At 62.0% G+C, this 23,871-nt stretch carries 23 protein-coding genes; 17 read left to right on the top strand and 6 right to left on the bottom strand.

What is annotated here, in order from left to right:
- The 3 genes from repA to repC all read left to right on the top strand — a co-directional run bounded on the left by repA (position 1) and on the right by repC (position 3,652).
- Positions 1–1,194 (top strand): plasmid partitioning protein RepA, encoded by a 1,194-nt coding sequence (repA, locus tag J2J99_RS21975; RefSeq protein WP_168300824.1) that lies wholly within the window; start codon positions 1–3, stop codon positions 1,192–1,194.
- A 4-nt stretch (positions 1,195–1,198) separates the two neighbouring features.
- Complete coding sequence (repB, locus tag J2J99_RS21980) at positions 1,199–2,200, top strand: plasmid partitioning protein RepB (protein WP_168300823.1); 1,002 nt, start codon at positions 1,199–1,201, stop codon at positions 2,198–2,200.
- 153 nt (positions 2,201–2,353) lie between these two features.
- Positions 2,354–3,652, top strand: a complete 1,299-nt coding sequence (repC, locus tag J2J99_RS21985; RefSeq protein ID WP_168300822.1) for a plasmid replication protein RepC — start codon at positions 2,354–2,356, stop codon at positions 3,650–3,652.
- A gap of 110 nt (positions 3,653–3,762) precedes the next feature.
- On the opposite strand, the gene J2J99_RS21990 is transcribed toward repC, so the two are convergent.
- Positions 3,763–4,776, bottom strand: coding sequence for a substrate-binding domain-containing protein (locus J2J99_RS21990; RefSeq protein WP_168300821.1), 1,014 nt, complete (start codon positions 4,774–4,776; stop codon positions 3,763–3,765).
- Positions 4,777–5,044: 268 nt separating this feature from the next.
- Here J2J99_RS21990 and J2J99_RS21995 point away from each other — a divergent pair, with 268 nt between their 5' ends.
- From J2J99_RS21995 to J2J99_RS22020, 6 genes are all read left to right on the top strand, one after another.
- On the top strand, positions 5,045–6,307 hold the full coding sequence (locus J2J99_RS21995; protein ID WP_168300820.1) for an ABC transporter substrate-binding protein: 1,263 nt from the start codon (positions 5,045–5,047) through the stop codon (positions 6,305–6,307).
- Positions 6,308–6,373: 66 nt separating this feature from the next.
- A complete protein-coding gene (locus J2J99_RS22000; protein ID WP_168300819.1) occupies positions 6,374–7,360 on the top strand; it encodes a carbohydrate ABC transporter permease in 987 nt (328 codons plus the stop codon).
- Positions 7,360–8,190, top strand: a complete 831-nt coding sequence (locus J2J99_RS22005) for a carbohydrate ABC transporter permease (RefSeq protein ID WP_168300818.1) — start codon at positions 7,360–7,362, stop codon at positions 8,188–8,190. The genes J2J99_RS22000 and J2J99_RS22005 overlap by 1 nt, the downstream gene beginning before the upstream one ends.
- A 10-nt stretch (positions 8,191–8,200) precedes the next feature.
- The gene (locus J2J99_RS22010) at positions 8,201–9,226 is read left to right on the top strand and encodes an ABC transporter ATP-binding protein (protein ID WP_168300817.1); all 1,026 of its coding nucleotides are present in this window, start codon (positions 8,201–8,203) and stop codon (positions 9,224–9,226) included.
- A 60-nt stretch (positions 9,227–9,286) separates the two neighbouring features.
- On the top strand, positions 9,287–10,072 hold the full coding sequence (locus J2J99_RS22015; protein ID WP_207600930.1) for a ThuA domain-containing protein: 786 nt from the start codon (positions 9,287–9,289) through the stop codon (positions 10,070–10,072).
- Positions 10,073–10,175: 103 nt separating this feature from the next.
- The gene (locus J2J99_RS22020) at positions 10,176–11,213 is read left to right on the top strand and encodes a Gfo/Idh/MocA family protein (protein ID WP_168301875.1); all 1,038 of its coding nucleotides are present in this window, start codon (positions 10,176–10,178) and stop codon (positions 11,211–11,213) included.
- Positions 11,214–11,278: 65 nt separating this feature from the next.
- Here J2J99_RS22020 and J2J99_RS22025 read toward each other — a convergent pair whose 3' ends face one another.
- The 5 genes from J2J99_RS22025 to J2J99_RS22045 form a co-directional block, all read right to left on the bottom strand.
- Positions 11,279–11,671 (bottom strand): DUF4112 domain-containing protein, encoded by a 393-nt coding sequence (locus tag J2J99_RS22025; RefSeq protein WP_168301876.1) that lies wholly within the window; start codon positions 11,669–11,671, stop codon positions 11,279–11,281.
- Positions 11,672–11,796: 125 nt separating this feature from the next.
- Positions 11,797–12,870 carry an alcohol dehydrogenase family protein gene (locus J2J99_RS22030; protein ID WP_168301877.1) on the bottom strand — a complete coding sequence of 358 codons (1,074 nt, stop codon included), beginning with the start codon at positions 12,868–12,870 and terminating at the stop codon, positions 11,797–11,799.
- 11 nt (positions 12,871–12,881) lie between these two features.
- A complete protein-coding gene (locus J2J99_RS22035) occupies positions 12,882–14,261 on the bottom strand; it encodes an aspartate aminotransferase family protein (protein WP_168301878.1) in 1,380 nt (459 codons plus the stop codon).
- Positions 14,262–14,287: 26 nt separating this feature from the next.
- Positions 14,288–15,784 carry an NAD-dependent succinate-semialdehyde dehydrogenase gene (locus J2J99_RS22040; RefSeq protein ID WP_168301879.1) on the bottom strand — a complete coding sequence of 499 codons (1,497 nt, stop codon included), beginning with the start codon at positions 15,782–15,784 and terminating at the stop codon, positions 14,288–14,290.
- A 118-nt stretch (positions 15,785–15,902) separates the two neighbouring features.
- A complete protein-coding gene (locus J2J99_RS22045; RefSeq protein WP_168301880.1) occupies positions 15,903–16,400 on the bottom strand; it encodes an Lrp/AsnC family transcriptional regulator in 498 nt (165 codons plus the stop codon).
- A gap of 95 nt (positions 16,401–16,495) precedes the next feature.
- Here J2J99_RS22045 and ehuR point away from each other — a divergent pair, with 95 nt between their 5' ends.
- The 8 genes from ehuR to eutC all read left to right on the top strand — a co-directional run bounded on the left by ehuR (position 16,496) and on the right by eutC (position 23,871).
- Entirely contained in the window at positions 16,496–17,881 is a 1,386-nt protein-coding gene (ehuR, locus tag J2J99_RS22050; protein ID WP_168301881.1) for a MocR-like ectoine utilization transcription factor EhuR, read from the top strand.
- Positions 17,882–18,003: 122 nt separating this feature from the next.
- Positions 18,004–18,789 carry an ectoine/hydroxyectoine ABC transporter ATP-binding protein EhuA gene (gene ehuA, locus J2J99_RS22055; protein ID WP_168301882.1) on the top strand — a complete coding sequence of 262 codons (786 nt, stop codon included), beginning with the start codon at positions 18,004–18,006 and terminating at the stop codon, positions 18,787–18,789.
- A 60-nt stretch (positions 18,790–18,849) separates the two neighbouring features.
- A complete protein-coding gene (ehuB, locus tag J2J99_RS22060; protein ID WP_168301883.1) occupies positions 18,850–19,698 on the top strand; it encodes an ectoine/hydroxyectoine ABC transporter substrate-binding protein EhuB in 849 nt (282 codons plus the stop codon).
- Positions 19,699–19,774: 76 nt separating this feature from the next.
- Positions 19,775–20,434: an ectoine/hydroxyectoine ABC transporter permease subunit EhuC gene (gene ehuC / locus J2J99_RS22065; RefSeq protein ID WP_168301884.1), complete on the top strand. Its 660-nt coding sequence runs from the start codon at positions 19,775–19,777 to the stop codon at positions 20,432–20,434.
- Between the two features lie 4 nt (positions 20,435–20,438).
- Positions 20,439–21,098: an ectoine/hydroxyectoine ABC transporter permease subunit EhuD gene (gene ehuD, locus J2J99_RS22070; RefSeq protein WP_168301885.1), complete on the top strand. Its 660-nt coding sequence runs from the start codon at positions 20,439–20,441 to the stop codon at positions 21,096–21,098.
- A 1-nt stretch (position 21,099) separates the two neighbouring features.
- Positions 21,100–21,879 (top strand): ectoine utilization protein EutA, encoded by a 780-nt coding sequence (gene eutA / locus J2J99_RS22075; protein WP_168301886.1) that lies wholly within the window; start codon positions 21,100–21,102, stop codon positions 21,877–21,879.
- Position 21,880: 1 nt separating this feature from the next.
- Entirely contained in the window at positions 21,881–22,882 is a 1,002-nt protein-coding gene (gene eutB, locus J2J99_RS22080; protein WP_168301887.1) for a hydroxyectoine utilization dehydratase EutB, read from the top strand.
- On the top strand, positions 22,879–23,871 hold the full coding sequence (gene eutC / locus J2J99_RS22085) for an ectoine utilization protein EutC (RefSeq protein WP_168301888.1): 993 nt from the start codon (positions 22,879–22,881) through the stop codon (positions 23,869–23,871). Before eutB ends, eutC begins: the two co-directional genes overlap by 4 nt.

A 23,871-nucleotide genomic window follows, 5' to 3' on the forward strand; every position in this document is an offset into this window, starting at 1 on the left:
ATGCAGCCGAGTCTTGCTCTTCAAGACGATCAAGAGCATCTCCCGTCGCTTCTGGCAACAGATGCGAAGGAGTTGTCCTATCAACTTCAGCAGCATCAGGCAAAAATCTTCCCGCCGCTTTCCCAGAAGACGATCCGGACCTTCTCGCCGGCGGAAGCCGCAGCCTTCATCGGCATCGGCGAAGGCTATCTCAGGCAGGTCGCTGCGGATGGCCACGGCCCTGATCCGCTCGCAAACGGACGCCGGCTCTACAGCGCAACCGACATGGACCGGATCCGCCGGGTACTCGACGAGCGAAACGGAACGCCGAAATACGTGCCGGCCCGCAGGCCTGGAGAAAAGCTCCAGATTGTCTCCGTCATGAATTTCAAGGGCGGCTCGGGCAAGACCACCACAGCGGCACATCTGGCGCAGTTCATGGCGCTGCGCGGCTATCGCGTGCTTGCGGTCGATCTCGATCCGCAGGCCTCCTTATCCGCCTTGTTCGGCCATCAGCCGGAGTTCGACGTCGGCGAAGGCGAGACGATCTACGGATCGATCCGATACGAGGAACCACGCCCGATCGCCGATATCGTCCGCGCCACCTATACGCCCAATCTGCATCTTATTCCGGGAAATCTCGAATTGATGGAATTCGAGCACGAGACGCCGAAGGCGATGGCGTCCGGAACGGCGGAGACGATGTTCTTTGCCCGTATCGGCGAGGTGCTGACCGAGATCGAAAGCCTTTATGACGTCGTCGTCATCGATTGCCCGCCGCAGTTGGGATTCCTGACGATGTCGGCGCTCTGCGCCGCGACCTCCGTCCTGATCACCGTCCATCCGCAGATGCTCGATGTCATGTCGATGTCGCAGTTTCTGACGATGACGAGCGAACTGATGTCGGTCGTCGAGAAGGCCGGCGGGCGCACCAGCTATGACTGGATGCGTTATCTCGTGACGCGCTTCGAGCCGAATGACGGGCCGCAGAGCCAGATGACAGGCTTCATGCGGGCGATCTTCGGCAATCGAATGCTTCGCAACGCGATGGTGAAATCGACCGCGGTCGCCGACGCCGGCGTCACCAAGCAGACGCTGTACGAGGTCGAGCGGTCGCAATTCACCCGTGGAACCTACGACCGGGCGCTGGAGTCCCTCAATCTCGTGAACAGCGAGATCGAGGCGCATATTCGCTCCATCTGGGGAAGGAAATAGATAGATGGCGCGCAAGAACCTCATCGAGATTTCTGCTCCGAGTCCGGCAAGGGTGGAAGCGGTCGCACCGCGCGACAATCGTCCGATTGCAGGCTTCGTGCCACAGGAGCGTAGCGCTGCACCCGTCGGCGGCATCACCAAGACGCTCGGCAATATTACCGAAAAAATGGAGCGCGCAAGCGAGCTCGAACGGCAGCTTGCCGCCGGCCAGACCATAGTCGAACTCGATACCGGCCTGATCGACGCGTCCTTCGTCAGCGACCGGTTGGCGATCGACGCGGCTGAACTCGCGCAGCTTGTCGAGCAGATCCGTGAGCACGGACAGCAGGTTCCGATCCTCGTCCGTCCGCATCCGGAAACCAGGGGACGCTACCAGGTCGCTTACGGCCATCGCCGCCTTGCCGCCACCAAAGAGCTCGGCATCAGGGTGCGCGCGGTCGTCCGCGACCTCACCGACGGTCAGTTGGTCGTTAGCCAGGGACAGGAAAACAGCGCCCGAACCAATCTTTCCTATATCGAGCGCGCGCTCTTTGCCTCGAGGCTCGAGGAGCGCAGCTTCGGCCGCGATGTGATCATGGCGGCGCTCGGCATCGACAAGGCGGCGCTGTCGAGAATGCTGATCGTCATCCGGCAGGTTCCCCTCGATCTCATCAACGTCATCGGCGCGGCGCCTGATATCGGCCGCCGGCGATGGCTGGAGCTCGGCGAGAGGCTTGAGAAAGCCGACGTCGGGAAGATCCTCGCAGAGTTGTCCGCGGACGACGCGCGCAGAATGTCGAGCGATGAACGGTTTCAGCGGGCGCTCGTCCTGGCAACGAAGAAGACGGCGGAGCAAAGGCCGGCGGTAGCCAAAACCGAAGTCAGCGGCGTTCCCGTCATGATCAAGAAGACAGCCGCCGGTGCGACCTTCGTCTTCGACGGCAAGACGGCGCCGGGCTTCGATCAATTCGTCCAGGAACGGCTGCAAGGCCTGTTCCAGGAGTTCAAAAAGCACAGAGGAGCGTAGCGCGCAAAAGAAAAAGGCCCCCAACGACGCCGTCGTGGAAGCCCTTCTCAGATCTTAAGCACATCGAGAATCGCATTTCCACGAATCACAGTCAAGCGTCTTAGGCACCAAATTGGTGGATGGTTTTCTTTTGCCTGAACGAAGGTGAAGGCAATGGAGAGTGGATATGTGACGACGCCCTTTGGGCGGCGGCCGATGTCGCTTGGCATGCTGGCAAGCCAGCAACTGGCCGAGACCATCGAGCCGGGGATGAAGCGCAGCAAGTGGAAATTGTTTAGAGCAATCTGCGAGGCGCGGCCGGCGCTCGGCGTGACCGATCGAGCATTGACGGTGCTCGACGCGCTGCTGACCTTCTATCCCGATGACGAGATTTCCGAGGAGAAGGGCCTGATCGTCTTTCCCTCGAATGCGCAGCTATCGCTGCGCGCCCGCGGCATGACGCCGGCGACGTTGCGGCGTCATCTTGCCGTCCTGGTCGATGCCGGTCTGATCCTGCGCAAGGACAGTCCGAACGGAAAGCGCTACGCCCGCCGCGACAGGGCAGGGGCGATCGGTGAGGCCTTCGGCTTCAGCGTCGCGCCGCTTCTGGCCCGCGCAGTGGAAATTGAAAACCTAGCGGCTCAGGCGATTGCCGACCGGGAACTGCTCCGGGCGACCAGGGAGCGCCTGACGGTCTGCCGGCGCGATATCTCCAAGCTGATTTCGGCGGCTATCGACGAAGCCGTTCCCGGGAACTGGGAGCAGATGACGATGATGTTTCGCGATCTTGTCGCGAGGATTCCGCGCGTGGCGGGCATCGAAGATCTCGTCTCGTTGCTCGACGAGATGGGCCTGCTGCGCGACGAAGCAATCAACCTGCTGGAAAGGCACATTAAAAGAGGAAAAATGGACGCCAATGAGTCTCAAATTGAGCGTCACAAACAGAATTCAAACCCCGACTCCAACTATGAACTTGAACCAAGCTTCGAAACGAAGCAGGACGAAAAGGCAGTAACAACCAACGACGGGATGGCCGGGCAGCCGTATGCGCAGAAACCGCCGAGGTCTTCCGCCGGACTAGGTGGCGAGATGCCGGGTGCGGCCAATCCGGCCGCCGGCCACAGCCTGAAATCCTTCCCGCTGGGCCTTGTCCTGCAGGCCTGCCCTGCCATTCTCGATTATGGGCCGGGTGGAGCGATCGGCAATTGGCGCGATCTGATGTCGGCCGCCGTCGTCGTGCGCTCGATGCTCGGCGTCAGCCCTTCGGCCTATGAGGAGGCCTGCGCCGGCATGGGGCCGGAAAACGCCGCGACCGTGATCGCCTGCATCCTGGAAAAGGGAGGGCACATCAATTCGCCCGGCGGTTATCTCCGCGATCTCACCCGCAGGACCGAAAGAGGCGAATTTGCGATCGGCCCGATGCTGATGGCGCTCGTGCGGGCCAATGGCGGGGTAAGACGATATGCCGGGTGATGGATTTCAGCTGCAACGCGGCTGTGCCGTTGCCTCATCCGGTAAACTCACCTGCTTCCAGTTCGATTGACGGGCGGGACGAAAGGTTTTTGGCGAGAGGCGCCGCCCAGTCAGCGCGGCGGCGCAGTACTTTCTCGCAGGATCAGCTCGACCGGCCACAATTCGTGGATCTCCTCGGCGGCGCGCCCCGCGATTAGCTGCAGTGTTAGCTCGGCGCAGCGCGTGCCCGCCGCACGCATGGAGGATCGGGTTGTCGAGAGTGACGGCACCATGTTTTCGGCCGTCAGATAAGGGAAGACGTCGTCATGGGCGATGACGGAAACATCCTGTCCTATCGTCATCCCAAGCGAGCGGACGGCGCGGTAAACCCCAAGCGCCGTCATCGTGGAACCGGCGACGATAGCGGTCGGCGCATTGGCTCTCTCGAGGAAGGAGCGGGCATGGCGAAAACCGCTCTCGTCGGAAAATTTATCGCAGACCATCATGTTGGGATCGGCGATGAGCCCACGCTCCTGATGGGCGATCCGAAAACCCTGCTCGCGATGGATCGAATAGGTCTTGCCCCTGAGGCCATTGATCATGCCGATGCGCCGATGCCCGAGATCGAGCAGATGTTCGGTCACCCTGCGCACGGCATTTTCATTGTCGATATCGAGCCATGCGTGAACGTGCTCGGTCTCCGAGCGGCCGTGGACCAGAAACGGCACGCCCAAGCTGTTCAGCATCTCGATCCGCGGGTCCCTAGGGCGAGGCGAATGGATGATCACGGCGTCCACCCGGCGGCTTTCGACCAGGCGCCGGTAGGCCTGTATCTCGTCCTCGTCATTATGCGCGGTAATAGGTGTGATGAGAATATCCGTTTCGGTCGTTTCCAGGCGCTGCGCCATCCCCGACACGAATTCAGCGAAATGAATTTCTCCCGAACGCCCCATCATGACGCCGATCGCTCCGGCTCGCCCGGTCTTCAGGCGCACGGCATTGATATCGGGGCGATAGCCAAGCCGCATTGCTTCGCTTGCAACCCGGGCACGCGTGGTTTCGCTCACCTCCGGATAGCCGCTGAGTGCGCGGCTGACCGTCGTCGGAGAGAGCCCAAGCTGCTTTGCAAATTCACGAAGTTTCATCGGTGTCTTCTTTGTCCCGGAAATCAATGAACGATGCGTGGACGATGCGCAACGGGCAAGTGCCAGTTCGAAAGAAATTGAAAACGTTTTCAATTATGTGGTTTTCAGATAACAACTGCCGAAGCCAAATTTGCGTCTCTGACCCTCATCGTGGTCGTTTTAATCATACAAATACAACCGTCAGAAGGTATTTTTGATGTCTTGACGTGGCCGATGCCTTCTGCGATGGTCCATCCGCCAAATCGATTTCAATTTCTGGGAGGAGATTATGAAAAAGTTTACTCTGGCTTTGTCTGCGCTCGGCATCGCTATCGCTGCCGGTCAGCTCCATGCCGCCGAAATTTCGTTTGCCGCGAACACCACCGGGAAAAACGTCGAATTCCTTCACAAGCAACTTGCGATTTTTGAGAAGGAGACCGGCAATCAGGTGAAGCTCGTCACCATGCCGTCATCGAGCAGCGAGCAGTTCTCGCAATACCGCCTGTGGCTTGCGGCCGGAAACAAGGACATCGACGTCTATCAGACCGACGTCATCTGGGCGCCGCAGCTTGCCGACCAATTCATCGATCTGAAGGAGGCGACCAAGGACGTGGCCGGCCAGTTCTTCCCGTCGATCATCGCCTCGCAGACGGTCAATGGCCGGCTCGTGGCGCTGCCGCTGTTTACCGATGCTCCGGCGCTGTTTTATCGAAAGGACCTGCTCGAGAAATATGGCAAGCAGCCGCCGAAGACCTGGGACGAGATGGCCGCAACCGCCAAGGAGATTCAGGACAAGGAACGTCAGGCTGGCCAGAAGGACCTCTGGGGCTACGTCTTCCAGGGCAATTCCTACGAAGGGCTAACCTGCAACGCGCTGGAATGGGTGAAGTCGTCGGGCGGCGGCCAGATCGTCGAGCCGGACGGGACGATCTCGATCAACAACGATAAGGCGGCAGCAGCGCTCGAACGCGCCAATGGCTGGATCGGGACGATCTCGCCGCCCGGCGTGCTCGCCTATCAGGAAGAAGAATCGCGCGGCGTCTGGCAGACCGGCAATGCCGTCTTCATGCGCAACTGGCCCTATGCCTATTCCCTCGGCAATGGCGCCGACAGCGCCGTGAAAGGCAAGTTCGATGTCATGACGCTGCCTGTCGCGGCGGCCGGCGACAAGCCGTCCTCGACGCTTGGCGGCTGGAATCTGGCGGTTTCGAAATATTCCGAAAAGCAGGAGGCAGCCATTGCGCTGGTAAAATTCCTGGCGTCGAAGGACGTTCAGAAGGCGCGCGCCATCGAGCTGTCCAACTTGCCCACACTGGCCGACCTTTATGACGACAAGGATGTTGCCGCCGCACAGCCCTTCATGCCGAACTGGAAACCAATCTTCCAGGACGCCGTGCCGCGTCCTTCGGCGACCGCCAAGGTGAAGTACAACGAGGTGTCCTCGAAGTTCTGGACCGCGGTGCACAATACGCTGTCCGGCAGCGGCTCGGCTGCCGAGAATCTCGAGCTTCTCGAAGCCGACCTCACGACCCTCAAGGGCGACGCCTGGTAAGATTCCGGCCGGCGGCTGTGAAGCCGCCGGCCCGGTTTCGGACGAGCGAACGGGGAGAGGCGTTTCATGACTGAAGTCGTAGTTTCGCAAGCAGTTGAACCAAGGATTTCCAATCTTAGAACCTCCACCGAGCTACGATCCGAGCGCGTTCGGTCCGCCTGGATGTTTCTGGCGCCGACGCTGCTGATCCTGGCGATCGTCGCCGGATGGCCGCTGTTCAGAACGATCTATTTCAGCTTTACGAATGCGTCGCTCAACGACCTCGGCAATGCGCAATTCGTCGGCTTTTCCAATTATCTGTCGTGGGTGACGCTGAAGAGCGGCAGGACTGTCTATCGCGGGCTGCTTGTCGATCCGGTCTGGTGGAAAGCCGTTTGGAACACTGCCAAATTCACTCTCCTTTCGGTCACGGTCGAGACCGCGCTCGGGTTGATCGTCGCGCTGGTGCTGAACGCACAGTTCGTCGGCCGTGGCATCGTTCGGGCCGCAATCCTCATTCCCTGGGCGATTCCGACGATCGTCTCGGCTAAGATGTGGGCCTGGATGCTCAACGACCAGTTCGGCATTCTGAACGACATCCTGCTCGGCTTCGGCCTTATCACTGAGAAGATTGCCTGGACTGCCAATCCCGAGACAGCGATGGTCGCGGTGCTGATCGTCGACGTCTGGAAAACGACGCCCTTCATGGCGCTTCTGATCCTTGCCGGGCTGCAGATGGTTCCGGGCGACATCTATGAAGCCGCGAAGATCGATGGCGTCAATCCGATCAAAGTCTTCTGGCGCCTGACGCTGCCGCTGATCCGGCCGGCGATCATGGTTGCCGTGATCTTCCGCATGCTCGACGCGATGCGTATCTTCGATCTGATCTATGTGCTGACGCCCAACAATGCGCAGACGAAGACCATGTCGGTCATGGCGCGCGAGAACCTGTTCGACTTTGACAAATTCGCCTACGGCGCCACGGCGTCAACGGTGCTTTTCCTCATCATTGCCTCGGTCACCGTCCTTTATATCTGGCTCGGCCGCGTCAGGCTCGGCGGGGAGGAACGCTGATGGTGCTGTCAGTCACCAAAAATACGCTCTTCTACCTGCTCGTCACGGTTATCGTCATCATTGCGGTCTTTCCGTTCTACTATGCGATCCTCACGAGCCTGAAGACCGGGACGGCCCTTTTCCAAGTCGATTACTGGCCGACCTCGATCTCGTTCGGCAACTATACCTCCGTGATGGGGCAGGGCGGTTTCGTCCGCAGTCTCGCAAATTCCGCGGTGATCGCCTGCGTCGTGGTTTCAGCGTCGCTGCTGCTTTCGATCACCGCTTCCTTTGCTCTGGCCCGGGTGCATTTTCGCGGAAGGGCACTGTTGATGCTGACCATCCTTTCGGTGTCGATGTTTCCGCAGATCGCCGTCCTTGCCGGACTCTTCGAGCTCATTCGCTGGATCGGCATCTTCAACACGCCCTTCGCGCTGATCTTCTCCTACATGATCTTCACGCTGCCCTTCACCGTCTGGGTGCTGACGACCTTCATGCGTGACTTGCCGATCGAGATCGAGGAGGCGGCGATCGTCGATGGCGCCTCGCCATGGGTCATTGTCACCCAGGTGTTCATGCCGCTGATGTGGCCGGCGCTGGTGACGACGGGACTGCTCGCCTTCATCACGGCGTGGAATGAGTTCCTTTTCGCGCTGACCTTCACATCGTCGGATACGCAGCGAACCGTCCCGGTCGCGATCGCCTTGCTGTCAGGCAACAGCGAATTCGAAATTCCTTGGGGTAACATCATGGCGGCCTCGGTGATCGTCACCGTGCCGGTCGTCGTACTCGTTTTGATATTCCAGCGCCGGATCATTTCGGGGCTGACCGCCGGCGGCGTCAAGGGTTGAGGAGTAGAACATGGCAGAGATCCGACTGGAGAATATCCGCAAGAGCTTCGGCGCCTTCGAGGTGATCAAGGGCGTAACGATGGACATCCGCCGCGGGGAGTTCATGGTTTTCGTGGGGCCGTCGGGTTGCGGCAAGTCCACGCTTCTGCGGCTTATTTCCGGCCTCGAGGACATCACGTCGGGGACGCTTTCCTTCGATAAGGAGACGGTGAACCGGCATGAGCCGTCGAAGAGAGGGATCGCCATGGTGTTTCAGTCCTACGCGCTCTACCCGCATATGACTGTGTTCGACAATATGGCGTTCGGCATGAAGCTTTCCGGGAGCGGCAGAGATGAATGCCGCCAGCGCGTCGAGCAGGCGGCCGGCATGCTGCAGCTCTCACCTTACTTGGACCGCCTGCCGCGGCAGCTTTCCGGCGGACAGCGCCAGCGCGTTGCAATTGGCCGGGCGATCGTCCGCGATCCGAAGGTCTTTCTCTTCGACGAGCCGCTGTCCAATCTCGATGCGGCGCTGCGTGTGGCGACGAGGCTGGAAATCGCCAAGCTTCATCGCAGCATGCACAATACGACGATGATCTATGTGACGCATGATCAGGTCGAGGCCATGACGCTCGCCGATCGGATCTGTGTGCTGCGGGACGGCGTCGTCGAGCAGATCGGCACGCCGTTGGAACTTTACGAAAGCCCGAATTCCCTCTTCGTTGCAGGCTTCATCGGTTCGCCGAAGATGAACTTCCTGTCGGGTGACCTTGCGGACCCCTATGACAGCCATACGATCGGTGTGCGCGCAGAGCATATTCGCGTCGCATCCGAGGCACCGGTCTGGAGCGGCACGGTCGTCCATTCGGAGGTCCTCGGTTCCGATAGCTTCGTCTATCTGGATATCGGCGCGGATGAACCGCTCATCGTGCGGGAGGCCGGCGTCTCCCGCCACGAACCGGGCCAGGTGCTTGGCCTTGCCCCGCTTGCTGGCCACGTTCACCGTTTCGACCGGTCGGGCCGAGCGCTCGAGCGACAAGCCATGCAAGCGGCCTGATCTTCAGGGATCGATGTCCTCCCAAGGCTCGATCCGTTTTAATGACAAGGAGAAAACATCATGACCATACGCACCGTTGTGTGGGGTGAAAACATCCACGAAACTACCAATGCAATCGTCCGCGGCATCTATCCGGAGGGCATGCATACGACGATCGCCAATGCGTTGAATGCCGATCCCGCCATCTCGGCGACGACGGCGACGCTGCAGGAACCGGAGCATGGGCTGAGCGAAGCCCGGCTTGCCGAAACCGATGTGCTGACCTGGTGGGGCCATAAGGATCATGGCGCGGTCTCCGACGTCGTCGTCGAGCGCGTCGCCAAGCGCGTCTGGGAAGGCATGGGCCTGCTGGTGCTGCATTCCGGGCATTTCTCGAAAATCTTCAAGCGGCTGATGGGCACGCCCTGCGCGCTGAAGTGGCGCGAGGCCGGCGAACGCGAGCGGCTGTGGACGATCAACCCGCGGCATCCGATCGCCGCCGGCATCGGCGAACATTTCGAACTGGAAAACGAGGAAATGTATGGCGAGCAGTTCTCGGTGCCGGAGCCGCTTGAGACGGTGTTCATCTCCTGGTTCCAGGGTGGAGAAGTGTTCCGTTCGGGCCTGACCTGGCGGCGCGGCGCCGGCAACATCTTCTATTTCCGCCCCGGCCATGAGACCTATCCGACCTATCACGACGCCACCGTCCAGAAGGTGCTGATCAATGGCGTCAAGTGGGCCTATAACCCCGAGGGCGCGTTGACGAGCATTACCGACGCTCCAAATGTGCCGGTAGAAAAGGCCCTGGAGCCGATCGTCGAACGCGGCCCGAAACTGCACCAGGCCGGCGAAGCCGGTTACCGATAAAAGATGAGACGCCGTGGGCGCGGGTGCCCCGGTCGGACCCGCAAGATGCCGCGATGATCTCGCGGCCGCTCACGCTTCGATGGACAACAATGAGGACAAAAGAATGCGCTTGATCATTCTCGGTACCGGAGGATGGGCAAATACCCATGCGATGCATTTTGCGGAAATCGCCGGCGTCAAAATTGTCGCCGCCGTCGATACGGACGAGGTCCGTCTGCGGGCCTTCGCGCTCAGGCATGCTATCCCGCTGACGTTCACGTCGCTCGATGACGCCCTTGCCTGGGGAGAATTTGACGCCGTCACCAATGTCACGCCGGATCGCGCGCACTATTCCACGACGATGAAATTACTTGGTGCGGGCAAGCATGTCCTCTGCGAGAAGCCGCTGGCGGTCAACTACCGCGAAGCCAAAGAGATGGCCGATGCGGCCGCGGCGTCCGGCAAGGTCACCATGGTAAATCTTACCTATCGCAATGTGGCGCCGCTGCAGGCAGCGCGAACAATGGTGCTGGACGGGCGTCTCGGCGCTATCCGCCATTTCGAAGCGTCCTATCTGCAGAGCTGGCTGGTCTCGAAGGCCTGGGGCGATTGGACCAAGGAATCGCAGTGGCTCTGGCGGCTCTCGACAAAACACGGCTCGAACGGCGTGCTGGGCGATGTCGGTATCCACATTCTCGACTTCGCGGTTTTTGCCGCCGGAAGCGACGTCAAGGCGGCGGCATCGCATCTCAAGGTGTTCGACAAAAGCCCCGGAAACCGTATCGGCGAGTATGATCTCGATGCCAATGACAGCTTCCTGATGATGGCCGAACTCGAAAACGGTGCCGCTGGCGTCATCCATGCGACTCGCTGGGCGACCGGTCATTTGAACGAACTGCGGCTGCGCCTGCACGGAGACAGGGGCGCCCTGGAGGTAGTTCACACGCCTGAAGGTTCCACCCTCAGGGCTTGCGAAGGCGCCGATGCCGACAAGGCGATCTGGCGCAAGATCGAGGTTGAACCAGTCCCCACGAATTTCCAGCGATTTGCAAATGCCGTGCAAAAGGGTCAGCCGGACGAGCCGGGCTTTGGCCACGCGGCCAAGCTGCAATATGTTCTTGATCACGCAGTCAAGACGGCCGGCGCTTTGGCGGCACTTTAGCGGGCAGCGAAAGCCCCGCGCAGGTCCTTCGGCAAGGAGAATCGCAGCGGAAACGAACAGCTTCGTCAAATGCGCGAGCGAAGCTCGTCTTCGCTGACGCCGAAGTGATCGAGGATGATGGCGACATTCCTGCGATGCGACTTGAAGTAGACGTCGAAGAGATCACCGACCAGAGGAACCGTGCCGCAGGCGGCGTCGACGCCGAGATTGACCGCCATGCGGGCGAGCTTGTGGGCGGGAAGGCCGAGTCGCCTTGCCTCATCGATGATGAAAAGGCCGATGAGGGACCCGGCGACATCGCCGACGGCCGGAATCAACCCCAGGACCGAGTCCGCGCCGATCCGGACGCCAATGAACGGCAATCTGACTGCGGTGTCCATCAGGCGCGCTATGCCGACAGCGCGCTGAATCCTGCCGAGTTCGGCAGAGGTGAGGTATGTCGTCCGGTCCGCTGGCATCAGCGACCGCCGGGCACGAACTGGATCTTCCGATGCAGCGAAGGCTTGATGTGACCGCAATACTTTTCCATGGCCGTGAAACGCGACAGATCCGATAAGGTTCGGCGGCGTTGCGGATCTGAATCTTATCTTCCATCCGGTACCACGACCAATTTGCCGACGAAGTTCTTCGCCATGAAATCGGTCTGGGCCCGATGAAATTCCGACAGCGGATAAACACCGCCGACGAGAGGTCGGATCTTGCGGCTTTCGATATAGCCGACAAGCCGGCGGAAGTCGGCGCGGCTTCCCTGGCTCGATCCATGCAGTTCCAGCTGCTTCAGATACATGGTCCTGAGGTCGAGCTGGACGACCGGTCCGGCGATGGCGCCGGCCGTCGTGTAACGGCCCTCCGGGCGCAGGATCTTCAGGAGATCGTTGAACAGCGGTCCGCCAACGAGATCGGCGACCACATCGATCGCTTGTCCGCGGCTTGCCGAATGAACGGCTTCGACTAGATCGCCCTTGCCGCGGGTGACGACTGCTTCGGCGCCGATCTCTAGCATCGCCGCCTCCTTGCCGGGACCGGCGACGGCGATCGGGATGGCGCCGCGGGCGCGGGCGAGTTGGATGATCGCTGAGCCGACGCCGCCGGAGGCGCCGGTCACCAGGACGCGTTCGCCGGCGGCAAGCCTCGCCCGTTCCAGCATGCGCTCGCCGGTCAGATAGGCGCAGCAGAAGGTGGCGAGCTCGACATCGGTCAGATCGGTTGCAACGACATGGGCATTTTCGGCTGGCAGCGTCATATATTCGGCGTAGCCACCGTCGCGGCCATGACCCATGTAGTCGATGTCGGCGAGGCTGTCGTCGTCGCGGTTGTAGATCGAGAAGTCGACCATGACGCGTTCGCCGACGCGCCTCGGATCGACGCCTGCGCCGACTCTGACGATATGACCAACCGTATCGGTGCCCTGGATGCGCGGAAAGGTCAGCGTATTGCCCTGCCTGCGCCAGGTGGAAACCGCGGACGGATCGTCCTCGGTGCCGTAGGCGCCCTGGCGCACCCAGACGTCGGTATTGTTCATGCCGCAGGCAGTGACGCGGATCAGCACTTCGCCCTCCGCCGGCGTGGGGACGGATACCTCCCTGTCATAGACGAGCTTGTCCAGTCCGCCGTGGCCGGTCAGCAATACGGCGGCCATCTTTTCCGGGATCGTCATGCGGCTTCTCCTCAGATCGCCTTGAAAACGTCTTCGATCGCGTCCGCTGCCGCCCTGACGACGACATCCGCCTCTTCGCGCGTCAGGCAAAGCGGGGGAGCGAAGCCGAGAATATCGCCCTGCGGCATGGCGCGGCCGATGACGCCGCGTTCGAGAAGAGCGGCGGCGACCTGCGGCCCGATCTTGCGGGCGGCATCGAAAAAGCGGCGGTCGTCCTTATCTTCGACGAATTCGATTGCCGCCATCAGACCGTCGCCGCGGACGTCACCGACGTTTCGATGGCCGCCCACCGCCTTCTCCAGCTCCGAGCGGAAATAGGCGCCGGTCGCGCCGGCATTTTCGACGATGCCGAGTTCGTCGATCAGTTCGAGATTGGCAATGCCGGCGGCAGCACAGATCGGGTGGGCGGAATAGGTCCAGCCGTGGCCAATTGCGCCCAATTCATCGGAGCCCTGCACCAGCACCTGCCACATCTTGTCCGAAACGATACTGCCGGAGAGCGGGGCATAGGCCGAGGTCAGGCCTTTGGCGATGGTGATCAGATCCGGCTTCATGCCGTAATGATCCGAGCCGAACATCGTGCCGAGACGGCCGAAGCCGGTGACAACCTCGTCGGCGACGAGCAGGATGTCGTACTTGTCGAGCACCGCCTGGATCTTCTGCCAATAGCCTTGCGGCGGCGGCACGATGCCGCCGGTGCCGAGGATCGGTTCGCCGATGAAGGCAGCGATGGTCTCGGGACCTTCGGCGAGGATCATCTCTTCCAGCCTGTCGGCGCAATATTGCGAAAACTGCTCCTCGTCCATCGAACGGTCGGGCCGGCGGAAATAATAGGGTGCTTCGGTGTGAAGGATCGGCGCGCGCGGCAGGTCGAAGGCATTGTGGAAGAGTGCCAAGCCCGTGAGGCTGCCGGTCATGACGCCGGAGCCGTGATAACCACGCCAGCGCGAGATGATCTTCTTCTTGTCGGGCCGGCCGAGGATGTTGTTGTAGTACCAGATGAGCTTGATGTTGGTCTCGTTGGCATCCGAGCCCGAAAGACCGAAATAGACGCGGCTCATCCCAACAGGCGCACGATCGATGATCATCTTCGAAAGCGCAATCGAGGCTTCCGTGCCGTGGCCGACATAGGCGTGATAATAGGCGAGGTTTTTCGCCTGTTCGGCGATGGCGTCGGCGATCTTCTGGCGGCCGTAGCCGACATTGACGCAATAAAGCCCGGCAAAGGCATCGAGACTTTTGCGGCCGCTCGTGTCGGTGATGTAGACCCCTTCGCCGCCGGCGACGACGCGCGTCGGCGTTTCGCCGCGCGCATGCATGCCCATGTGGGTAGAGGGATGAAAGAAGTGGTCGCGATCCCAGGCGGTGAGTTCGTTGCTTTTGTCGAGCATGTCCTATCCTCTTCTTGAAATGGGGCTCAGGCGGCGATGTCGATGCAGAGATATTTGAGCTCGGTGAAGGCTTCGAGCCCGTGGCGCGAGCCTTCGCGGCCAAGGCCCGATTGTTTCCAGCCGCCGAAGGGGATGGGGCCGCCGGTGATTTTTACACGGTTGACCGCGACCATGCCGTATTCCAGAGCGCGGCCAAGGCGCATCTGGCGGGCGCCGTTCTCGGTGACGATATAGGCGACGAGCCCGTATTCGGTGTCATTGGCGCGGGCAACGACCTCTTCTTCCGTATCGAAGGTCGCAAGTGCCGCCACGGGCCCGAAAGTCTCCTCGCGCATGATTAGCGCATCCGTCGGCACATCCGTCAGAAGCGTCGGCTCATAGAACAGCCGGCCGGCCTTGTGGCGCCTGCCGCCGATAACGAGCCGGGCGCCCTGCGCCAGAGCGTCGGCGACCTGTTCCTCGATCTTGACGACGGCGCGTTCATGCATCAGCGGCCCGACCTCGCTTCCATTGTCAAGCCCAGCCCCGACCTTCAGTTCGCCGATGCGGGCGGCAAAGGCCTTGACAAAGTCGTCGGCGATCCGTCGCTGGACGAAGATGCGGTTGGCGGCAAGGCAATCCTGGCCGGATGTGGCGAACTTGGCGTTGACGGCGATCTCGACCGCCTTCTCGATATCGGCATCGTCGAAGACGATCAGCGGCGCGTGGCCGCCGAGTTCCATCACCAGCCGTTTCATGGTCGGCGCGCATTGCGCGGCGATCAGGCGGCCGACCTCGGTGGAGCCGGTGAAGCTCATAGCCCGCAGGCGGACATCGCTGCACATCTGTCCAACGATCGTTGCTGCAGGACCGGTGACGACGTTGAAGACCCCGGCCGGAATACCGGCCCGCTCGCCGAGCTCGGCAAGCGCGAGGGCTGAAAGCGGCGTTTCCGAGGAGGGGTGGGCGACGACCGTACAGCCGGCAGCGAGCGCCGCGGCCGCCTTCCGGGTGACCATGGCGGCAGGAAAATTCCAAGGCGTGACGATGCCGACGACGCCGAGCGCCTCGCGCCGGACGAGCATTTCCGCGCCGGGCAGATGGCTGGTAATGCTTTCGGCATTCACCCGCCTGCCTTCTTCGGCATACCATTCGATGAAGGAGGCGGCGTAGTCGATCTCACCGCGCGCTTCCGCAAGCGGCTTGCCCTGTTCCAGCGTCATGATCAGTGCCAGATCTTCTTTGGCTGCAAGCATCAGCGCATGCCATTTACGCAGGATCGCCGCGCGGTTCTGCGGCAGCAGCGCGCGCCATACAGCGAGCGCCTCCGACGCCGCATCGATCGCAATTGCCGTCTCTTCGGCCCCGAGGCTCGCAACCCAGCCCAGCGTCGCCGAAGAGGCCGGATCGGTGACGGAGAAGCTCTGTCCCGTTGCGGCGGCGATCCATCGGCCGCCGACATAGGCGAGATCGCGCAGGAGATGACGATCGGCAAGCCGCGACAGCGCGTCATGATAGGCGGGGCGGGCAAAAACGGCGGTCATGTCCAGTCTCCTTGTTCAGTAAAACAAGTCTTCCACAGGAGCGGACGAGAGATTGTCCTTTGGTGATGGCAAAAACAGACAAACGGTCTGAAGCACAGCCGCCGGATAGAGAGATTGTCTAGCCGGTGCTTTGCTCGTCATTGGATGCGGCGAAGGAAGAGACTGGAAGGAGTGTTTCCTCCTTCACCGTCTTGGTGACGATGTAGGTGAAGTAGCGGTCGATGCCGAGTTCGCGGTCGAGAAGCCCGTCGACCAGCCGCTGATAGGCGTCGATATCGGGCGTCATGATCTTCAGGATATAGTCGACCCCGCCGCCGACCGACCAGCAGGCGACGATCTCGGGGATTGCCGCAACGGCGCGTTCGAAGCGCTCGAAGTCGGCCTGACGGTGGTTGGCGAGCGTCACCTCCATCATCACGCTGGCGACCGGCGCTATGCGCCGCGGGGCGAGGCGGGCGTGGTAGCCGGTGATGACGCCTGCCTTTTCGAGCTTGCGCAGCCGCATCCAGCATGGCGTCGGCGACAGCCCGGCCTTTTCGGCCAGCGCCAGCTTGGTGATGCGGCCGTCGCGCTGGACGGCGTCGAGAATGCGCAGGTCGATGGCGTCGAGTTTCATGGTGCTTTAAAAGAAATCATTCCAGACACAGGGAAAAGACAATGGGGGCGCATTTTGGCATTGTCAATTGAACTGATTTTCAGCAGTGTAAAATCATGACAAAGTGGCGCCCCGATCCTTCGCAACTCCGCCGGCCGGCCTACCTCTCGCTCGCCGAGCAGATCGCCAACGCGATCACCGACGGCAAGCTCTCCGACGGGGCGCAATTGCCGCCGCACCGCAAGCTGGCGGATGATCTGCAACTGTCCGTGCAGACGGTCAGCCGCGCCTATGATGAGCTGAGCCGCCGCGGGTTGATATCGGGCGAGATTGGCCGCGGCAGCTTCGTCCAGACCAGGCCGCGCGAGCCGGAGCCCCCTTATCTGCCGGAGCGGCTGGGCGAGGTAATTGATCTCTCGATCCTCAAGCCGGTCTGTGAGCAGATTCATCTGGAAAAACTCCGCCAGGCCTTCGGCTGGCTTTCGGAAAACCTGCCCTCCAGCTCGGCCCTGTCGTTCCGACCGAACATGGTATTTCCACGCCACCGCACCGTCGCCACGGAATGGCTGGCGCGCTGCGGGCTCGACGCATCGCCGCTGAACATCAGCCTGACGAATGGTGCGACGTCGGGCATGACGGTCGCGCTGATGAGCGTCGCCCCGCCCGGCTCGACGATTGCGACCGAGGCGATCAGCCACCATACGCTCGTGCCGCTCTGCGGCTACCTCGGCCTCCACCTCGAAGGGCTAGCGATCGACAACGAAGGCGTGATGCCGGAAGCGCTGGATGAAGCCTGCCGGACGGGGCCGATCCGGGCGATTTTCCTGCAGCCATCGGTGATCAATCCGATGGCGGCGCTGATGAGCACCGAGCGCCGGCAGGCGCTCGCCGCCGTTGCCGCCAAACACGACATCGCGATCATAGAGAACGATATTCTCGGTCCGCTGGTCGAGAACAGGCCGCCGCCGATGGCGGCCTTCGCGCCGGAGCGTACGCTCTACGTCACCAGCTTCACCAAGATCACCGTTCCCGGCCTCCGGATCGGCTATCTCGTCGCGCCCGACCGTTATGTCGCCGCTGTCGCCAACCGACATCTCGTGTCCAGCTGGATGGCGACGCCCGCCATGGCCGAGATCGCCACCCGCTGGGTCAGTGACGGCACGGCGATGGACCTCGTCAACTGGCAGCGCCGCGCCCTTGCCGGCCGCCACGCGATCGCGGCGGAGATGCTGGCCGGTCTCAGCTACCGGGCGCATCCGCAAAGCCTGCATGTATGGCTGCCGCTTTCCGGCAGCCATACTGAGGAGGGTTTCGTGTCGCAGGCGAGGCTGCGCGGCGTGGCGATCGCGCCGGGCAAGTCCTTCCACACCGCCGATCACGGCTGGACGCCGGCGGTGCGTATCTCGCTCGGTTCGACGACGGAGGGCGAGTTGCGAACCGGACTCGGGATCGTCGCCTCGCTGGCGCAGGGAAATCCGGAAGAGCTGCTGCTCGCGATTTGAGGTTGTCGCCGCATTTTCCAGCAAGCGCAGAATAATTGTCATGATATTATTTTACGAATTGACATGATTTTGATGCGCCGTCATCGTTAGGTCATTGCTTGTCTCAACAAGGAGAGACATGAATGCCCGCGCCCATCATCCGCATCGCCAACATCGTCAAGAAATACGGTCCGCTGACCGTGCTCGACGGCCTGTCGATGAATGTCATGCCGGGCGAGAAGCTGGCGCTGATCGGGCCGTCCGGCTCCGGCAAGACGACGATCCTGCGCATCCTGATGACGCTGGAGACGATCAGCGGCGGTCATATCGAGGTCGACGGCGAACAACTCTATCATATGCCGAACGGCGGCGGACTTGTGCCGGCCGATGAGCGGCACCTGCATCGGATGCGCGAAAAGATCGGCATGGTCTTTCAGCACTTCAACCTGTTTCCGCATAAATGCGTGCTCGACAACGTGACGCTGGCGCCGATGCTGACCAAGGGCATCAAGAGGCCGGAAGCCGAGAAGCGGGCGATGGAGCTTCTTGAGATGGTCGGCCTGGCCGACAAGGCGAGAAGCGTCCCAGCGCAGCTTTCCGGCGGGCAGAAGCAGCGTGTCGCCATCGCACGGGCGCTGGCGCTGTCGCCGAAGATCATGCTGTTCGACGAGGTGACTTCGGCACTCGACCCGGAACTGGTCGAGGAGGTGCTGAACGTCATGCGCCGGCTCGCTTCCGAGACCGATATGACGATGCTTCTCGTCACCCATGAAATGGGCTTTGCCCACGACTTCGCCGACCGCGTGCTGTTTTTCGACCGCGGCAGGATCGTCGAGGAAGGCAAGCCCGGCGACATATTCCGCAATCCGACGCAGGAGCGGACGCAGACCTTCCTGCGCAAGATCATCGCGGCAGGGCACCGCGTCTGAACCTCCGACATTGCCCGAGAACAACAGAACTCAAAGAGAAAAGCAGAGGAGTTGGGAACGATGAAAGCAGGATATGTTTTGAGCGCCGTCAGCCTGTCGGTGCTTCTGGTGATGGCGGTCGCTCCGGTATGCGTCGCCGATGACAAGCTCGAACAGCTGAAGGAACAGGGCTTTGCCCGCATCGCCATCGCCAATGAGCCGCCATTCACCGCCGTCGGCGCCGACGGCAAGGTTTCGGGCGCCGCCCCCGATGTCGCCCGCGTGATCTTCGAAAAGCTCGGTGTCAAGGAAGTGGTCGCCTCGATCTCGGAATACGGCGCGATGATCCCCGGCCTGCAGGCCGGCCGCCATGACGCAATCACGGCGGGCCTTTTCATGAAACCCGAACGTTGCAACGCCGTTGCCTATTCCGAACCGATCCTGTGCGATGCCGAAGCCTTCGCTCTCAAGAAGGGCAATCCGCTGAAGCTGACGAGCTACAAGGACATCGCCGACAATCCCAACGCCAAGATCGGTGCGCCGGGCGGCGGCACTGAGGAAAAGCTGGCGCTGGAAGCCGGCGTGCCGCGGGACCGCGTCATTGTGGTTCCGGATGGGCAAAGCGGCATCAAGATGCTACAGGACGGTCGCATCGACGTCTATTCGCTGCCGGTCCTGTCGATCCACGATCTGATGGCCAAGGCGAAGGATCCCAACCTCGAAACCGTCGCCCCCGTCGTCAATGCACCAGTCTATTGCGATGGCGCCGCCTTCCGCAAGCAGGACGTCGCGCTGCGCGATGCCTTCGACGTCGAGCTGAAGAAGCTGAAGGAATCGGGTGAATTCGCCAAGATCATCGAACCCTACGGCTTCTCGGCCAAGGCGGCGATGTCGACGAGCCGCGAAAAGCTCTGCGCCGCGGCCAAGTAACCTGATGTGAGCGGCTGGCCATGCGCGCTGCCATGGCCAGTCTGATTCGCAGTATCTCCAAAGAAGCGAGTTGCCGATGTCGGTATGGTCCGGCTATCTGACACTGATCCTTGAGGGCGCCCTGGTGACGATCCAGCTGACGGTCATGGGCTCGGCGCTGGCGCTTGTCATGGCCTTCCTGGGCGGTCTTGGCCGTCTATCGCGCTTCTTCGCCGTCCGCGCTCTGGCGACCGCCTATATCGAATTCTTCCGCGGCACTTCAATCTTCGTCCAGCTCTTCTGGGTCTATTTCGTGCTGCCCTTCGCAGGCCTAACCCTGACGCCGCTGCAGGCGGGCGTATTGGCGCTCGGGCTGAATGTCGGCGCCTATGGTGCGGAGGTGGTGCGTGGCGCCGTCAAGGCCGTCGGACGCGAACAGTCGGAAGCCTGCGTCGCGCTCAACCTGTCGCGCTACCAGCGCATGCGCCACGTCATCCTGCCGCAGGCGCTGCCGTTGATGCTGCCGACCTTTTGCAACAATGCGATCGAGCTCTTGAAGGGTACGGCGGTCGTGTCGCTGATCTCGCTGACGGACATGACCTTCCAGGCGCAGGTCGTGCGGGCACAGACCGGCAATACGCTGGTGCCCTTCGCGACGATCCTCATTCTCTATTTTCTCATGGCCCTGGCGATTTCGGCGGCAATGCGCCGGCTGGAGCGGCGGATGGCGCGTGGCGTCGACGGCATAAGGACCTGATCGGATGGAATGGGACTGGGATTTCGTCTGGCAGATCATGCCGACCCTTCTCGAAGGGTTCAAGATTACCATCCTCGCCACCGTCCTCGGCGCTGCGGTCGCCATGGTCGTTGGCCTCGGTCTCGCGATTGCGCGACGGTCCCCGGTCGCCGCCATTTCCAGGACGGTCGGTTTTGTCTCGGAATTCATCCGCGGAACGCCGCTGCTCGTGCAGCTCTACTTCATGTTCTACGTGCTGCCAGATATCGGCATCCGGCTGTCGCCGCTCACCGCCGGCGTCATCGGCATGGGCATTCACTATGCGACCTATACCGCCGAGGTCTATCGCGCGGGGATCGAGAATGTGCCGCGCGGGCAATGGGAGGCGGCCAGGGCCACCAATTTGACGACGCGTCAGGCCTGGATCCACGTGGTCCTGCCGCAGGCCATCCCGCCGATGATCCCTGCGCTCGCCAATTACTTCATCGCCATGTTCAAGGAGACGCCGCTGCTCTCGGCGATCACCGTGCTCGAGCTGATGAACCAGGCCAAGAGCATCGCCAACAGCAACTATCGCTACATCGAACCAATGACGCTCGTCGGCGTCTTCTTCCTCATCATCAGCCTGATCTCGGTCGTGGGCTTGCGCTGGCTCGAGGAACGTTACGCCAGGATGGATGATTGATATGACCGCAGGAATCGAAATCATTCCCGCCGGCCGGCGGCCACGGCTGGACGACCGGCCGCTCGAAAAGCGCATCGGCCTCGTCATCCTGGCGACCGATCACACAAGCGAAGTCGACTTCCGGCGCATGGTGGCCAGCGACCGCATCGGCGTCTATGTCAGCCGCATCCACTATGCCAATCCGGTCACGCCTGAAAACCTTCTGAAAATGCAGCCGTCGTTAACGGAAGGCGCCGGGCTGATCCTGCCGGATGAGACGCTGGATGCGGTCATGTATTCGTGTACCTCCGCCTCGGTCGTCATCGGCGATCGAAATATCGAGGCGGCGATCCATCTGTCCAAGCCCGGCGTTCCCGTGGTGACGCCGACGGCCGCGGCCGTGAAGGGCTTGAAAGCGTTCAGCGCCCGCCGGATTTCGGTGCTGACGCCCTATACAATCGACACCAGCCGACCGATGGCGGATTATTTCGCGGATCTCGGTCTTACGATCGATCGTTTCACCTGCCTTGGCCTCAGCGACGACCGGGAGATGGCCCGGATTGCTCCGGATGAGATCGCCGTCTTGGCGCGTGAGGCGCTGGCGCCGCGGTCGGATGCGCTGTTCATTTCCTGCACTGCGCTGCGCGCCGCACAGGTCGCCGCCCGCATCGAAGCCGAGACGGGCAAGCCCGTGGTGACCAGCAACCTCGCAACCGCCTGGGCTTGCCTGAGGCTGTGCGGCGATGATCGGGCGCGGCCCGAATTCGGCCGGCTGATGGCCATGCCCTATGGGGAAGGCTGAGATGGCGAGCGCCTTGCCGGTTTCGTTGAAGGATATCCGCGCGGCAGCGCAGTGGATCGGCAGCCATGTCGTGGAAACGCCGATCGTGCCGTCGGCACTGCTCGGCGCGATCGCCGGTGTTCCGGTCTGGCTGAAGCTCGAACATCACCAGACGACGGGCAGCTTCAAGCTGCGCGGGGCGACCAATGCGGTGCTGGCATTGTCGCCCGCGGAAAAGGCGCGCGGCGTCGTTGCCGCCTCGACCGGAAATCACGGCAGGGCGCTTGCCCATGCCGCGAAGGCGCAGGGCATGGTCGCGACGATCTGCATGTCGCGGCTGGTGCCGGAAAACAAGGTTTCGGAAATCCGCCGTCTCGGCGCCGAGGTGCGCATCATCGGACGATCGCAGGACGAGGCGCAGCAGGAGGTGGACCGGCTGGTGCGCGCGGACGGGCTGGTGGTGATCCCACCCTTCGACCATCCCGATGTCGTCGCCGGGCAGGGGACGCTGGGGCTCGAGATCATCGACGCCTTGCCGGAAGCGGCGACGGTGCTGGTGCCGCTGTCTGGCGGCGGCCTTGCGGCGGGCGTCGCAGCCGCGGTCAAGGGCATCAATCCCAAAACGAAAGTGATCGGCCTGACGATGGAACGGGGGGCGGCGATGAAGGCGAGCCTCGATACCGGCTGGCCGGTGCAGGTCGAGGAAGTGTCGAGCCTTGCCGACTCGCTCGGCGGCGGCATCGGCCTCGACAACCGCGTGACCTTTGCCATGTGCCGCGACCTACTCGATGACGTCGTCCTGCTGACGGAGGCGGAGATCGCCGCCGGCATGCGCCATGCCTATGCCTCCGAGGGCGAGATTATCGAGGGAGCGGGCGCAGTCGGCATCGCAGCGTTGCTGGCGGGGAAGATCCGCTCGGGCGGCCCCATCGTTGCGATCCTTTCCGGGCGCAATGTCGACATGGAACAGCATCGTCGGGTGATGGACGGCGAGACTGCAATCTGCGCGGAGGATGGCCCATGAGCCGGATGATCATTCTGACGGAAGCGGAATTGCGAGAGGTCGTGACGCTCGACCGCGATGCGGTCGCTTGCGTCGAACAGGCTTTCGCAGCGCTCGCGACCAAGGCCGTCGCCATGCCGCCGATCCTGCGGCTCGATATTCCCGAGCATCGGGGCGAGGTCGATGTGAAGACCGCTTACGTGCCGGGGATAGAAGGCTTCGCGATCAAGATCAGCCCAGGTTTCTTCGACAATCCCAAGATCGGCCTATCGAGCACCAACGGCATGATGGTGCTGCTGTCGAGCCGGACCGGTCTGGTGCAGGCCCTGCTGCTGGACAACGGCTACCTCACTGATGTGCGCACCGCCGCAGCCGGCGCCGTCGCGGCAAAACATCTGTCGCGACAAAATTCCAACGTCGCCGCAATTTTCGGCGCCGGAATGCAGGCGCGGCTGCAGCTGGAAGCGCTGACGCTGGTGCGGCCGATCCGTGAAGCCAGGCTATGGGCGCGTGACGCGGCCAAGGCCGAGGGGGTGGCTGCGGAACTGGCGGCAAGGCTCGGCTTTCCCGTCAACGCGATATCGGATCCGAGAGAAGCAATGTCGGGCGCCGACCTTATCGTGACCACCACGCCGGCGGAAAAACCGATCATCGAAACGGGGTGGCTCAAGCCGGGGCAGCATCTGACGGCCATGGGCTCGGACGCCGAGCACAAGAACGAGATCGATCCGGCAGTCATTGCGGGCGCCGGCCTCTATGTCGCCGACAGCCTGAAGCAGACGCGCCGGCTCGGCGAGTTGCACCATGCGATCGAAGCGGGCCTCGTCGCCAACGATGCCGATTTCGCCGAACTCGGCCGGATCATCGCCGGGCGGATGCCGGGCAGAACGAGCAGCGACCAGATCACCGTCGCCGACCTCACGGGAACCGGCGTTCAGGACACCGCCATTGCCACGCTCGCCTTTGCCCGCGCCGACGCGGCGAAGGCCGGCACCACATTCGAGAGCTAA

It is taken from the genome of Rhizobium binae (genome assembly GCF_017357225.1).
Lineage (GTDB): Bacteria > Pseudomonadota > Alphaproteobacteria > Rhizobiales > Rhizobiaceae > Rhizobium > Rhizobium binae.